Annotated in this window: 14 protein-coding genes; 10 read left to right on the top strand and 4 right to left on the bottom strand. The window is 59.6% G+C overall.

Translation table 11 applies throughout. The features are described 5' to 3' along the window. Window positions 1–18: 18 nt before the first annotated feature. From NKH01_RS06960 to NKH01_RS06950, 3 genes are all read right to left on the bottom strand, one after another. Window positions 19–612 carry an amino acid synthesis family protein gene (locus tag NKH01_RS06960; protein ID WP_353019725.1) on the bottom strand — a complete coding sequence of 198 codons (594 nt, stop codon included), beginning with the start codon at window positions 610–612 and terminating at the stop codon, window positions 19–21. A gap of 68 nt (window positions 613–680) precedes the next feature. Continuing rightward, the gene (locus NKH01_RS06955) at window positions 681–1,820 is read right to left on the bottom strand and encodes an FAD-dependent oxidoreductase (protein WP_353019724.1); all 1,140 of its coding nucleotides are present in this window, start codon (window positions 1,818–1,820) and stop codon (window positions 681–683) included. 39 nt (window positions 1,821–1,859) lie between these two features. Further along, window positions 1,860–2,696 (bottom strand): alpha/beta fold hydrolase, encoded by an 837-nt coding sequence (locus tag NKH01_RS06950; protein ID WP_353019834.1) that lies wholly within the window; start codon window positions 2,694–2,696, stop codon window positions 1,860–1,862. Between the two features lie 174 nt (window positions 2,697–2,870). Between NKH01_RS06950 and NKH01_RS06945 the strand changes: the two genes are divergently transcribed. Further along, the gene (locus NKH01_RS06945; protein ID WP_353019722.1) at window positions 2,871–3,542 is read left to right on the top strand and encodes a GntR family transcriptional regulator; all 672 of its coding nucleotides are present in this window, start codon (window positions 2,871–2,873) and stop codon (window positions 3,540–3,542) included. A gap of 146 nt (window positions 3,543–3,688) precedes the next feature. Continuing rightward, complete coding sequence (locus tag NKH01_RS06940) at window positions 3,689–5,242, top strand: GMC family oxidoreductase (protein ID WP_353019721.1); 1,554 nt, start codon at window positions 3,689–3,691, stop codon at window positions 5,240–5,242. A 294-nt stretch (window positions 5,243–5,536) separates the two neighbouring features. Here the strand turns inward: NKH01_RS06940 and NKH01_RS06935 are convergent, their stop codons facing one another. After that, window positions 5,537–6,607, bottom strand: coding sequence for an NAD/NADP octopine/nopaline dehydrogenase family protein (locus NKH01_RS06935; protein WP_352484298.1), 1,071 nt, complete (start codon window positions 6,605–6,607; stop codon window positions 5,537–5,539). A 230-nt stretch (window positions 6,608–6,837) separates the two neighbouring features. On the opposite strand from NKH01_RS06935, the gene NKH01_RS06930 reads away from it, so the two are divergent. The 8 genes from NKH01_RS06930 (at window position 6,838) to NKH01_RS06895 (ending at window position 13,472) form a co-directional block, all read left to right on the top strand. Next, window positions 6,838–7,821 carry a LysR family transcriptional regulator gene (locus NKH01_RS06930; protein ID WP_352484297.1) on the top strand — a complete coding sequence of 328 codons (984 nt, stop codon included), beginning with the start codon at window positions 6,838–6,840 and terminating at the stop codon, window positions 7,819–7,821. Beyond that, on the top strand, window positions 7,818–9,287 hold the full coding sequence (locus NKH01_RS06925) for an NAD(P)-binding domain-containing protein (RefSeq protein ID WP_353019719.1): 1,470 nt from the start codon (window positions 7,818–7,820) through the stop codon (window positions 9,285–9,287). Before NKH01_RS06930 ends, NKH01_RS06925 begins: the two co-directional genes overlap by 4 nt. After that, window positions 9,284–9,766 carry a CMD domain-containing protein gene (locus NKH01_RS06920; protein ID WP_023723195.1) on the top strand — a complete coding sequence of 161 codons (483 nt, stop codon included), beginning with the start codon at window positions 9,284–9,286 and terminating at the stop codon, window positions 9,764–9,766. Before NKH01_RS06925 ends, NKH01_RS06920 begins: the two co-directional genes overlap by 4 nt. Beyond that, window positions 9,763–10,326, top strand: coding sequence for a peroxidase-related enzyme (locus NKH01_RS06915; protein ID WP_352484296.1), 564 nt, complete (start codon window positions 9,763–9,765; stop codon window positions 10,324–10,326). Before NKH01_RS06920 ends, NKH01_RS06915 begins: the two co-directional genes overlap by 4 nt. Window positions 10,327–10,381: 55 nt before the next feature. Then, entirely contained in the window at window positions 10,382–11,122 is a 741-nt protein-coding gene (locus NKH01_RS06910) for an amino acid ABC transporter ATP-binding protein (protein ID WP_031212966.1), read from the top strand. A 24-nt stretch (window positions 11,123–11,146) separates the two neighbouring features. Continuing rightward, the gene (locus tag NKH01_RS06905) at window positions 11,147–11,974 is read left to right on the top strand and encodes a transporter substrate-binding domain-containing protein (RefSeq protein ID WP_352484295.1); all 828 of its coding nucleotides are present in this window, start codon (window positions 11,147–11,149) and stop codon (window positions 11,972–11,974) included. Window positions 11,975–12,043: 69 nt separating this feature from the next. Next, window positions 12,044–12,760, top strand: a complete 717-nt coding sequence (locus NKH01_RS06900; protein ID WP_031194989.1) for an amino acid ABC transporter permease — start codon at window positions 12,044–12,046, stop codon at window positions 12,758–12,760. Between the two features lie 19 nt (window positions 12,761–12,779). Next, on the top strand, window positions 12,780–13,472 hold the full coding sequence (locus NKH01_RS06895) for an amino acid ABC transporter permease (protein ID WP_352484293.1): 693 nt from the start codon (window positions 12,780–12,782) through the stop codon (window positions 13,470–13,472). Window positions 13,473–13,793: the final 321 nt, after the last annotated feature.

Here is a 13,793-nt window from a genome sequence, read left to right as displayed (position 1 = left end):
TTCACCAATTCGATCGAACTAGACAGCGGCGGCCTTGAGGTCAGCGACGGTTTTACCGCCGACGCGCTGGTGCACGCGCGGACCCGATGCGACAGCCACGCAGATCAGAAGCTCGTCCGGGCGCGGGGCATCCGGCACGCAAAAGGTGACAGCATCATAGTGGGACCGGATGTAGAGCTCGTCCTTGTGGGCGAGCGGGATATCGATGGCGGTGCCGGCCACGGCGACCTTGCTCACCGACGAGATCCAGGCCTTGCCGCCGCCCACCTGCTGCCGCAGCGGATCGCCGAATACCGTGGTGATGCAGGCTACGACATGTTCTTGCTCGCCGGCAGTCCCTGCAATGCCGCCTTTGCCATAGCTTTCGACAGGCCTGTTGCCGAGCAGCGCGACGGCTCGCTCTCCCAATGCATGACCGATAGCTGAACTTGGATTTGTCAGTTCGGACAGTTCGGCGACGAACTTTCCGGCGAAGGGATTGCGAATGACAACGCCTGTCGCGACCTTGACGAGGGTCTCGCCGGGTGTGCCGCCGTCATGCCGGCATTCCTGGACCGAGGAGTACCATCCCCGGACATCATAGTCCCGTTCGACTTCACTTGAATAGTGCATCTTCATCTCCTGACGGGGGCGCGCAGCTTCTGCGCTCCGTTTAATTCGTGACCGGCCCTGCCCCGGCGCTACTGCGGCCACGAGTAGACACGGCGCAGCGGGTCGTAGCGGGCAGCTTCCAGTGCCGCTGGCGTGAACATGTTTCCCTTCGAGAGCGAGCGGTTCGCCGCATAGTCGCCAGACAGGGCCTGGCAGCGATCCGTGATCGGGCGAATGCGCTTCTCCCACGCGACGAGCGCGTCCTCGACCGAAGAGCCTTCCTCCAGGTCCTGCGACAGGCTGAAGGCGTTGACCATTGCGCAACCGGCGCCTTGGGCAAGAGCCGGGCACATTGCATGTGCGGCATCTCCCACAAGGGCGACTTTGCCTCTTGTCCAGCTGTCCAGCTTGGTGGTTTCGTATTTGTCGTACCTGGCCGTCTGCAGCTTCGCCGCTTCGATCAGGCACGGCTCCAGGAAAGGAAACATTTCGACCCAGACTTCGAGATCGATAGGAACGCGCGATCCGCGAGGATCGGCGGCCGGAGCCATGAGGCCCAGATAGAGTTCATTCTCATTGCAGGGCGAGTAGAGAATCCGCTGAACACGCGGCCAGAAATTCCACATGTCGATCGTATTGTCCCACTCGCCATGACCGAGTTCGTTCTTCATGCGCGGGACGATCAGCCGGATAAGGCCGTCTTTCGAAACCCACCGATCCTGTACGAAGCCGATGGAATCCCTGACCTTGGAGCCGACGCCGTCGGCGCCGACGATCAAGTCCGCTTCGAGAATCTCACCGGTCTGAAGGGTCACGCGTCCTTCCGGATCGGCGGCGACTGCTTCGGAGTTGACGCGGATGTCGACACCCACGGCACGGGCCCGATTGACAAGAGCGTCGTGCAGGTGGCTCCGGGTCATGATGCGCCAGGGGAGACCGTTGAACGTCTCCTTGGAAATGGACTTGTTGTGCATCCAGGTCTCGTAGGTGGGCGGTGTGTGCGAGCCTTCGAGAACTTCGTCCAGGGCGCCCAGTCCTTCGAGCACGCGAAGACCATTGTGCCAGAGATAGATGCCTGCGCCGAATGCCCGCAGCTCAGAGCTTTTTTCGTGCAGCCGCACGTCCCATCCGTTTTGCCTGAGAGCGATGGCGGCGGTCAGGCCGGCAAAGCCGCCGCCGGCGACCTCGGCACGACGCGTTCTGCCGGAAGTTATGCTTACGTTGGCCATTTTCTGATCCTGCTGCATACAAGGGACGGCACTTGGCTGTCAGGCGTCTATGAAGTTCGTGATGGCTTTCAGGGTGATCTCGGGAGAGACCTCGTTGACGTAGTGGTCGGCGCCCGGAACGACGACGACAGGCAGGTCGGGTCGCAGGCGACTTGTCTTGGCCAGAGCCGCCGCGGAAACCAGCTTGCTTGCCTCACCCCGAACGATGAGAACAGGCTTCGTGACCTCCCGATAGACCGGCGCCAGGTCCGCTCGAAGGCCCCTGGCGGTCTGCGCCATAGCCGCGGGGGAGGCCAGTGGCCGCAGCCCTCCTTCCGCCGGCTGATAGCCACTTTCGGCCCTGATCTTGATGGCATCGGCGGGAATGTTGGGATAGCGGCCGGCGAGATACGCTTCGATGGCCGCTACATTGTCGAAAAGCCGGTTCCCCGCATTCACTCGCGCTTCCAGCGCGTCGAACGCTTCAGTCTCGATGTACGGCGTGAAGTCGATTGCGACGACCGACCGCACCAGATCCGGGTATTTCGCTGCGGCCGTGATGGAATTTCTGGCACCGAGCGAATGTCCGACGAGGATGGCATGGCCTCGGTCGAGAGTACGTATCAGGCCCGCGATGTCGTCGGCGTAGTGATCAGCCTCGTAGCCGGTTTCCGGCTTGTCGCTGAGACCGTGTCCCCGCTGGTCTACCGCTATGGTCGTGAACCGATCAGACAGCTTGGCCATCAGCGGCCCGAAGACCGCGGAGTTGGAGGTTATTCCGTGGAAGAACAGCATCAATGGGCCGTTGCCCTGTTCGCGCACGTTCAAGGTGATGCGGCCAATGTCGAAACGTCGCGAGTCCAAATGGTCGGAAGGCCTGTCTGCCGCCATGCGTATGATCCTTGCCGCCACTGCCCGTGCCCTGCAAAAAGATCATATGAAGCCGACACACGTCAAGAGGATTGTCTGACAATCTTTAAATTTGACAATCTGACTATCCCGCTGTCAAACTTCCACTGCAGGGCGTATCATGCTCAAGAACGACCCGGCGGCCCACGAGAAACTGACCCCATGCCCGTAGATTTCAATTTGCGAATCTCCCCACGAACCGTTCAGCAGGAGACCGTGGACAAGTTACGGCTGGCCATCTTCTCCGGGCTGTTCCAGCCGGGAAGCCGGCTCATCGAAAGTCAGCTGTGCACAGAACTCGGCATCAGCCGCCCCTCGCTAAGGGAGGCCCTGCGCAGCCTTGAGGCCGAGCGCTTGATCGAGATTGTACCCAACCGCGGACCGTCGATACCGGCACTTTCGTGGGAGGTGGCAACCGCCATCTATGAAGTTCGAGAGCTCTTGGAAGTCGAGGCAGCGGGACGATGCGCCTTGAGAATTTCCCCCGAACAGTTGCGTGAACTCGAGCGATCCTTGTCCGCGTTCGAAGAGGCGGCGTCCAGCAATGACAGCCTGGCGCAGGTGATGACGGCCGCAGATTTCTATTCGATCATACTGGCCAATTGCGGGAATCCGGTCCTGGAGGAAGTCCATCGCGGCCTGGTGGCCAGGATAAGCTTCTTTCGAGGACGATCCATGTCATTGGACGGCAGAGCACGGAGTAGCTTGACGGAGATGAGAGAGATATTCGAAGCCATCGCCGCGGGCGACGAGAAAGCCGCCCGCAAGGCTTCGAGACAGCACGTCTTGAAGGCAAAAGCGGCTGCGAAGAGATCCATGGACAGCGGAATTTGAGTTATCGAAAGAGGTTGCTGCGTCTGATAACGCGTCCTTCGTGACATTGCGCATCGAGACTATCCGCCGAACGCGGATCGGTGCGCCGGGCCTTCACCACGCCGGATGCCCGCTACCGAACCAAGCAAGCGTCAGACGGAGTGATGATGACCAGGGGCAATGTTGAGCGGGGGCCAAACTGCGATGTTGTCATCGTCGGCGGTGGCTCGGCTGGGGGGTTGCTGGCAGCACGACTGAGCGAGGAGCCGGGCCGCCGCGTGCTGCTGATCGAGGCAGGCGCAGAGGCGGCGGATCCCGACATCTGGAACCCTGCCGCGTGGCCGATGCTTCAGGGCCGCGACTATGATTGGGATTATCGCACGGAGCCGCAAGCCGGGACTGCGGGACGGACACATCGCTGGGCGCGCGGGCGGTTGATCGGCGGCTCGAGTTGCCTGCATGCGATGGGCTATATGCGCGGTCATCCTTCCGACTACCAGGCCTGGGCCGATGCGACTGGCGATCGCCGGTGGAGTTGGGAGGGACTTCTACCTGTTTTCAAGGCTATCGAAGACCACCCGCTTGGTGGCGACGGCATCCATGGCAAGGAGGGGCCGTTGCCGGTCTATTTGCCGGCGGATGAAGTCAGTCCGGTTGCTCGCGCCTTCATTGAGGCAGGCGCATCGTTGGGTCTGCCTCGACTTCAGGGCCACAACAGCGGGGAGATGATCGGTGTTACCCCCAACTCCTTGAACATTCGTGACGGGCGGCGGGTCACCGTGGCGGACGCATGGCTTACGCCGGCTGTTCGAAGCCGGGCAAACCTGACCATCCTTACGCAAGCCCGGGTGCGGCGGCTCAAATTGGACGGCAATCAGGTACGCAGCCTTGAAGTCGTCGGGCGACAGGGTTTGGTCGAAGCCTTTGCAGATCAAGTCGTCCTTTGTGCGGGAACACTGGAAAGCCCGGCTTTGCTGATGCGCTCGGGCATAGGTCCGCATGGTACGCTCGACGCGGCGGGCGTCGGCTGTTTGATCGATATGCCGGGGGTCGGTCGAAACCTTCAGGACCATCTGCTTGGCGCCGGCAACCTTTACGCAGCCCGCAAGCCGGTTCCTCCGTCGCGCCTCCAGCATTCCGAGTCGATGGCCTACATGCGAGCGGGCAACTTCGCCACTACCGGGCAGCCTGAAATAGTCGTCGGTTGCGGCATCGCGCCGATCGTGTCGGAATGCTTCCAGGCACCCGCCGCCGGCACAGCCTACTCGCTGCTGTTCGGGATCACCCATCCGACCAGCCGAGGCAGCTTGCACATAAGCGGACCGGAGCTCCATGACCGATTGATCATCGACCCGGCATACCTGCAAACCGGCTGGGACAGAGCATTGTTTCGCCAAGCTCTGGAAGCCGCAAGAGAGATCGGCCATCGAGACGAATTGGCCGAATGGCGGGAGTGCGAACTTCTGCCAACGGCCCTGCACGGAGAAGCCGCGATCGACAATTTCATAGCGCAAGCGGTGATCACACACCACCACCCCTGTGGCACTTGCAGGATGGGTGCGGATACGGACGCCGTCGTCGACGCAAATCTGCGACTGAAGGCGCTCGAAAATCTCTTTGTCGTCGACGCTTCGATCATGCCGAGCCTCACCGCGGGACCGATTCACGCTGCCGTTCTCGCGATTGCCGAAACCTTCGCTCGCACTATGGACAGATCGTAATGGTGGGCCCGGAGGGACGTAGCCTTTTCAACAAAAACAACTACTTAGCTGGTGGTTAGCCCAACCATATCCTTCGTATGTTCTCGCATTTGGTGGCGAAACTAGTGACGACAACTCCGAATGAGGACCGGCTCAACAACAATGGAGAGAGGCCTAAGTCCGGCGGCTCAGTGTCAGAGGCGCGGACGAAACGTTTCAAGGAATGCCGAAACCATGTCCTGCTCGCCGGCGCATTGCCGGCTTATCGGGTATATTGGCTATGCTGACTTCCACTGTTTCCATTGTGAAGAGTTGTTAGAATCCCTTACGGCAAAGGTTTTCAAGATCGGCTTTTGCCATTCCCTCGATGCCGACCGCAGGAAGAATATCATTATCTGCCTTGAGATCGCGACCACAAGCTGCCGATAATATCGAAACTCCGGACTCGTGGAGTATCGCCGGTTTCCCCGTTAGTTTCCCCAGTAGTACGGTCGGCAGCAGTCCGAACGGAACATCCTCTAGAATATAGCGGCTTTCGATGGTTGTCGGGCCAAAGCCGCCACGGCCTTGGCGCTCCATCTCCTGGTTCATCTCCGAAACGGTTCCCATCGGAACATGGAACGACAGTGAAAAATGCTCTCTGACGGTGCGAACGGCGATGCTGAAATGGGCCGCGATGGCCAGCCGTTCGGCATCCAGAGCCTCGATAAGACGGCCGACGGCGGGAGTGACGTTTCCCCCCTGGCTCCATTGCTCGGCCTTCTCCATGCGTGTCAGGTTAAGAAGCGCAATACCTAGATGGTTTTGCGGGTTGAGGTTGCTGAGCGCGATCGCAAGCATCCCGTCGCGCTGGACGAAACGATCGCCGAACAAGGTCGTGCAAAGTTCGTGTCCTTGATCCTGGTAACTGAAAGGCAGCGTCGCCACGTCAAGCTTCTGGCGAATGGTGGTGACATGGACTTCGGTTGGTCCGAGCTGGCGGCCAGTCAATAGTGTTGTGCCCCAAACGACGATCGGCAACGAGACCTTGCGTTCGGCCAACCGCTTGGAGAGATAAAGCGCCGAGAACGAACAATGCGAACTGATGATGACCGGGATTCCATCGATCAGATGGGGGGCGGCGGCATCCATCACCATCTTGTGGCCGTAGGCCGGAAGCGCAATCACCACCACGTCCGCGTTGGCGACGGCATCCGTGCAATCCTTGGCAATGCGCACCGGCACCGTCGCGTCTATATCCCCTGTGGCTTTCAATAATTCACCCGCAGCCAACGCCCTGGTGCGCTGTCCCGACGGTGACCAAAGCGTTGGCGAATGTCCCGATCCTGCCAAATACGCGGCAAGGCCATAAGCAATTGCTCCGGCGCCCAGAATACTCACGCGCATAATATTCCTCCTGTTGCTGGCTTTGTGGTTCGAGAATCCTTGCCGTCGTCACACATGAAAGTTTTCATCAGGAGGTTCCGCAAGCCGGAGTCGCGTCTGCCGTCCTCGTCCGCCTCCGCCAGGGATTCCGGCTCTGAAGCCGGCCAAATGCACAAAGCCGCAACGAACATTAGTTTCCGCTTGACATATATCAAAAACGAATGAGACGATGTCAATCATACGGATTGCGCATGAAGGAGACCATGGAAACCCGGGACCTTCAGACTTTTCTTGCGGTTGCTGCCAGCGGCAGCATCACCAAGGCGGCTGACATGCTCGGGCGCTCCCAACCTGCGGTGACACGCACGATTCAGGATCTCGAGGCCGAGCTTGGCTTCGAATTGCTGCACCGGATCGGTCGACGGGTGCAGTTGTCTGAAGAGGGAGTCGCCTTTGAAGAGGAAGCGCGGCGCCTGCTGATGTCCTTCACCGAACTCGCAGCGCGAGCCAAAATGATCGCCGCCGGCAGGGGACGGATCCTGCAGATTGTCACAACATCTGCGATCGGGACCGGCTTGATCCCGACGGCCCTGGCCGAGCTCCAAGGTGCCGAGCTTCCACACGAGACGCATCTCGGGCAATTTCTTCCTTCGATCGTAGCCCAGGAGGTGCGCAGCGGACGCGCCGAGATCGGGTTTTCAAGCCTGCCGCTCGATACGCCCGGTCTGGATGTTCTACGGCTGTACTCGGCGCCTGACGTCGCTGCCGTGCGGGAGGACGATCCGCTGGCTGAACTTGATGTCGTGCCGCTTTCGGGTTTTGCCGGCCGCCGCGTCGCCACGCTGCTCAATCCACTGCGTTTTCAGTTGCACGTCGCCAAAGCGCTGGCGGCTCGCGGCATCGACACCGGCCCAGTGATCCGGACCAATACTGCCTATGGCGCGTTGCAGATCGTGCGTCAGACTGGGGTCGCGGCTGTCATCGATCCCCTCACGGCATACGGCGTGCCCCTGCCCGGTGTCGTCATTCGCCCTCTCGACGTTACCGTTCTCTTTTATTGGGGTGTTGTGGCTGCCGCAAACCGTCCCCTTCGTCCAGTTGCGCAGGCGCTGATGGATGCGGTCGAAGCGGTGGCTGAACGGTCGATCGCCGGTTTCAGGAAACTCGATCCAGCTTTGGCCGGCCAATTGGTCACCGATCCGGCCTCGGGCACAAATAACGGGACGGGAATATGAAGCATATTCCCACCCCGGCAGCATCGAGCGGCCTTGCCGCGCTGGAAGCCCAGCTCGCGCAGGATCTCGACTTTCTCGAGCTGCCCGCCAAGCCTTGGGTCCCCAAGCGCACGCACGATAGCGCCCCGGTCCGTGACGTCGTTGTCATTGGCGCCGGCATGTGCGGACTTGCTGCTACGGCAAAGCTTGTGCTGACCGGGATAACCAATGTCGTTGCCTACGATGCGGCTCCGGCCGGGCTCGAAGGACCATGGGTAACTTTTGCGCGTATGCAGACGCTGCGCTCGCCGAAAACCCTCCACGGTCCGTCGCTCGGGCTGCCGCAGCTCACGTTCCGCGCCTGGTTTACGGCACAATGGGGACCTGAGGCCTGGCAGTCGCTGGACAAAATCCCCAAGGGCCAGTGGATGGACTACCTGGTCTGGTACCGGAAGGTTCTTGGTCTGCCGGTGCGCAACAGCGTGCGCATGACCGGCGTCGCAGCCGTTGGTGATCTGATTGCAATCGATATCGAGGGCGCGGAAGCCGGCCGGGTTCTCACCCGTCGCCTCGTTCTGGCCACCGGTCGGTCCGGTCTCGGCGGTTTTGCCGTGCCCGATTTCCTCAGGGGCATCGATCGCGCCTATTGGGCCCATTCTGCCGACGACATCGATTTCGACGCACTGAAAGGTAAGCGTGTGGCGGTTATCGGCGCCGGTGCCTCTTCGATGGACAATGCCGCGACGGCGCTCGAGGCCGGAGCCGGCTCGGTCGACATGTTGATCCGGCGCAAGGAAATGCCGCGCATCAACAAGCTGACCGGCATAGGCAGCCAGGGCGTTGTACATGGCATTTATCACCTGCCCGATGCCTGGAAGTGGAAATTCTTCGACTATACCGCCTCGACCCAAACACCGCCGCCGCGTTCATCGACGCTTCGGGTCTCTCGTCGTGCGAATGCCCGGTTCTTTCTCGACTGCGGCATAGTCGCGGTAAAGGAAGATGCCGAAGGCCTTCTGGTCGAAACCACACAAGGGCCGATGCGCTACGATTTCATGATCGCGGCAACCGGCTTTTCAAACGATTTCAGCGACCGCCCGGAATTTGCAGCACTCGCCCCACACATCCGCACCTGGTCGGATGGCCGATATACACCGGATATGGGGCCGGCTCGTACAGGCATGTCGGAGGCGCCAGATCTCGGTCCCGCCTTCGAATTTCGCGAACGCGTTCCCGGCTCCTGCCCGATGCTAGCACATATCCACTGCTTCAACGACGCCGCCATGCTGACCCACGGCAAGGTCTCCGGCGATATCCCGGCCGTCAGTGCCGGTGCGGACCGTCTGGTCCGCGGCATTGCCGCGTCGCTGTTTGCCGAAGATGTCGAAACCCACTTCGCCAATCTGATCGCCTACGACACGCCCGAGCTTCTGGGCGACGAATGGGTCGATTCAACACCCTTGCTGCATAAGGAGGCCGCGCTGTGATCGACGCAATGGACAAGGCCGCCGGTATTTCGCCGAACGATGCACTTTTCGCTGCGCGGCGGTTTCGGCCCGAATTTGTGCAAGGGGCGGAGGAATGTCGCCTCTCCGTCCTGCAGCCGGCAAACGATCAGGGGCTGGCGCCGAATTTGAGGGTTGCTCTGGCCCGTCGCATGGCCGCTCTGAATGCCGATCCCGTCCTGATGGCCGAATATGATGTGCAACTGGCCCAACTTGGTCCGACAGAGCAGCTCAGGGCATTGGCTCGGGGCGAAACGGATCTCGATGAGCCATTGGCGACCATCGCCCGTCACGTCGACCTGATCACGCTGATGCCGAAAAAGGCGGAGGCGAGCCACATCGCCCTCCTCGCTGCGGCCGGACTGAACAATCCTCAGATCGTCGCACTCTCCGAACTGATTGCGTTCGTCAATTTTCAGACCCGAGTGGCGACCGGTCTGCGATTGTTGAGGTTGGCATGATTTCCTCTGTTCGCCTGAAGCCGCTCAATTGGCATCCCCACATCGCACCGGTCGAGCTCTCCGAGGCCACGCCGGAACAGCTCGAAGCGATGAAGGTCACGCCATCGGCCAAGAAAGTTTCGGAGTATGTGCGCACCCTTGTGCATGATCCCGAGAGCTATCTTGCCCGCACCGTCTTGTTCAACGCGATCATGTATGTCGAAGGCGGGCTTGCCCGTCGCGACCGCGAACTTGGCGCATTGGGTGCCTCGATCGTCAATGGCTGCAAATTCTGCGCCGTTGTTCACGCCCGCCGCCATGCAGAGCTGACCAAGAGCGATGATGTGGTCACCGCGCTTTATCTCGACAAACCCGAGGCGCTCGGGCCGCGCGATGCGGCAATCTACAGCTTTGCCCGCCGTCTGTCGGCGGCGCCGTCGGAAGCAACGGTAGACGACATCGCCTCGCTGCGTGCCGTGGGCATGAATGATGCCGAGATCATCGACCTTGTCCACGCCATAGCGATCTTCGGCTGGGCAAACAGGCTGATGCACGTTCTCGGCCACGCGGAGAGCGGATGATGACGTCGCATACGGTCAAAGCAGTCCGTCCCCCACTCTGAAGGACCAACCAGAAATGCTTGAACTCAAAGATGTAAAGCTGTCTTACGGAAGCACGCAGGTCCTGAACGGCGTCAATCTCTCGGTAAAGCGGGGTGACGTGGTGTCGATCATCGGCCCCAGCGGCACCGGCAAGACCACGCTGCTGAAATGCATCAACTACCTGGCCAAGCCGTCGTCAGGAACCATCGCGTTCGACCAGATCCGGATGGACTACCAGCGCGCCGACAAGACCGCTGTCCAGGCGATCCGGCTTCGCACAGCGATGGTCTTTCAGCAGTTCAATGTGTTCAAGAACATGACCGTCCTCCAGAACGTGATGGATCCGCTGGTCGTCGTGCAGCGCAAGTCAACGGACGAGGCGCGTGAAATCGCGCTGCGAGAGCTTGACCGGGTCGGTCTCTCAGCGAAGCGGGACAGCTATCCGTCCCAGCTGTCGGGCGGCCAGCTCCAGCGCACCGGCATCGCGCGTGCGCTGGCGGTTCGTCCCAACGTGATGCTCTTCGATGAGCCTACGTCATCGCTGGATCCTGAACTCGTCGGTGAAGTTCTGAAGGTGATCAAGGATGTCACGTCGTCAGGGATCACTTCGCTGCTCGTGACCCACGAGATGCAATTCGCAAAGAACATCTCGAACCGGATCGTCTTCATGGATCGTGGCGTGGTTGCCGCCGATGGCAGTCCAGCTGAGATCTTCGATGCACCATCCAGCCCACGACTTGCTCAATTCCTGCAGTCAGAACTCGCTTTTCAATAGCTCAACAAGAAGGGAACCTAAGAAATGTCTGCAATCACATCCAGTTTTTCCCGTCGCGCTGCCCTGGCTGTTGCCGGCGGCATCGCAATTGCTCTTGCAACCGCCGGGATCAGCAATGGTCAGACCGTTCGCACGATCAAGATCGCGACGTCTGCCGAATCCAAGCCGCTGGCATGGGGCGCGATCGGCGTAGAGCCGCAAGGCTATGAACCCGATCTTCTGAGAGCGATCAACGCAAAGCTGCCGCAGTATAAGTTCGAAATGGAAGGTGTTTCGGATATCGCGCAGGAAACCGGCCTCGCCACGGGCAAGTACGACATCGCCGTCGGTGGCTACTACAAATCCCCTGAGCGCGCCAAGCAGTTCTTCATTCCGGAAAACCCCATGGGCGCCAGCCTGATGAAGATCTACAGCAAAAAAGGCAGCGGCATCAAGGAAATGAAGGACCTGGTCGGCAAGAGGATCGTTCCGACCACGGCCGGCGGCGGCACCTACAAGTTCATCATGAACTGGCAAAAAGAAAATCCACAATACAAGCTTGATGTTACGGCATCGAGCGCCGGTATTCCCTATCCCAACCGATTGGACGAAGTTCAGAACGGCAAATTCGACGCGCTTGTTCTGCCTTCGAATCTCGGTGAGCAGACCGTCATCGAGGAAAAGAAGCTCGATATCGTGGCGTCCGATCCGGTCTTCAGCAACAACACCTACATGCTGATTCATAGGTCGGACGAAAACAAGGTTTTAGCCGACGATGTGAACAAGGTTCTCAAGGAATTAAAAGACGATGGCACGATCGAAAAGCTCTCGCAGAAATGGTTCGGCGAGGACATCGTCAAATACATGAAGTAACAGGACCTTTTCCCAACCATGTAGCGATAGCCAGCGGTAAGGCTGAATTGCAAGAAGGAGCGTTTCAAAGTGGATGTTTCTGCTATGATTCCCGAGTTGCTCTCGGCGTTGCCGCTCACTCTCGCCATCACCGTTACGGCCATGGTCGTCGGCTTTTGCTTGGCTCTCGTCGCGACAACACTCCGAGTTCAGAGGATACCGGTGATCAGTCACCTGACTGACCTCTACGTGTCCTATGCCCGGAGTGTTCCCGTCGTCCTGCAGTTATTCGTCGCGTTCTACGGGCTGCCCTTGTTGGTGATCCTGTTCGGCGCCGAGGATTTTATTTCTGCAACGATCGCTGCGATGGTGGGGCTGAGCCTCTATCATGGAGGGTATCTGTCGGAAGTCATGCGACCTGCATACCTGGCCGTCGATCGCGGCCAGCATGATGCGGCCGACAGTCTGGGATATACCTTCCGACAGAAGATCACCCGCGTAGTCGGCCCGCAAGCGGTGCACTTCGCATTGCCGGGCTATGGAAACGCCATCATCTACCTGATCCATAACGTTGCGCTGGTCATGTACATCGGGGCAGCGGATGTGATGGCGACCGCGCACTTGATCATGGAGCGCGACTATAACCAGTACCAGTTCGAAACGTACCTCGTGCTGGCGGTTATCTATTCGCTGATGTGCCTCGTCGCGTGGCTCATCGTGCGCTTCTTCGAGCTTCGCTCGCCAATGCAAGCGCCAGAGGCGACGACAACAGCTCAGATCAAGAACGCGGCCGTCGCGAGCGTGTGACGTAAGGGGTAATCCGACCATGTTTGATACCGATATTCTGCTCCAGGACTCGCAGGAAATTCTGGGCGCCGTACCCGTGACGCTCGGCATGGCTTTCACGATTTTCATCCTGTCCACGATCGTCGGCAGCCTTTTTGCGCTCGTCGAACATAGGCGGATCCCCGTGCTGCGACAGCTCATCATGGCCTATAAGGTCGTCTTCAAAGGCGTTCCGATGGTGATCGTGATTTTCCTCGCCTATTTCGGTCTGCCCCCGGCATTCCAGTTCCTGCTCTCGTTGCTCGCGATCAACTTCAACGCCCACGAAACGCCCAACTGGGTAATCCTTGTCATTGCAGTCACCGGCTGCGTTGCGGCGTTCCAAGCGGAGATCATCAAAGGAGCCCTGAACGCCTTCGACACCGGTCAGTCGGACGCCGCCCATTCGCTCGGCTATACAAGCGGCCAACTGTTCCGACGGATCCTATTTCCCCAGGTGGCCCTCACCGCAATTCCCGACCTGACAACCTCGATGATGGTCATCATGAAGGCGCTTTCCCTCGGGTTCGCCATCGAGGTTGTCGATATCTTCGCCCAGTCCCAATTGACCGCCGCGCTGAACTACTACTACCTAGAAGCCTTCGTGATTGCCGTCGTGATCTACATGGTGATTGCCTATATCGTCACCCAGATTGCCGACAGGCTGGAGCAGGCGCTGAGGGTGCGGACGTGATAAGGATGCGGGATAGAATCGCCAAGCTTCGGATATCGAGCCGCACCTGGGAGACAATTCTTTCGGAGATGAAAAGCTTGAGGAGAAACCCGAGTAGCCGATGTATGTACAGATGATTTTGGTGCGATTTGATTGACCGCATTGTTTGCGCTGCTGGCTGGCTTCATGCCGACTGGAGCCACTGATCGCCCCGACGCAACGTTGCGCATCTACCGACGATAGCGGCAACCCGTAGGAAGATCAGCTTCTCCTCAACTGAAACGCGCGTTCGATTCCGTTTATGTCTCCCATTTGCGCAGCAAATCGACCGGCGGTCCTCGG

This window comes from Mesorhizobium sp. M1403, from assembly GCF_040317695.1.
GTDB lineage: Bacteria > Pseudomonadota > Alphaproteobacteria > Rhizobiales > Rhizobiaceae > Mesorhizobium.
This window is presented reverse-complemented; position numbering and strand designations above follow the sequence as displayed.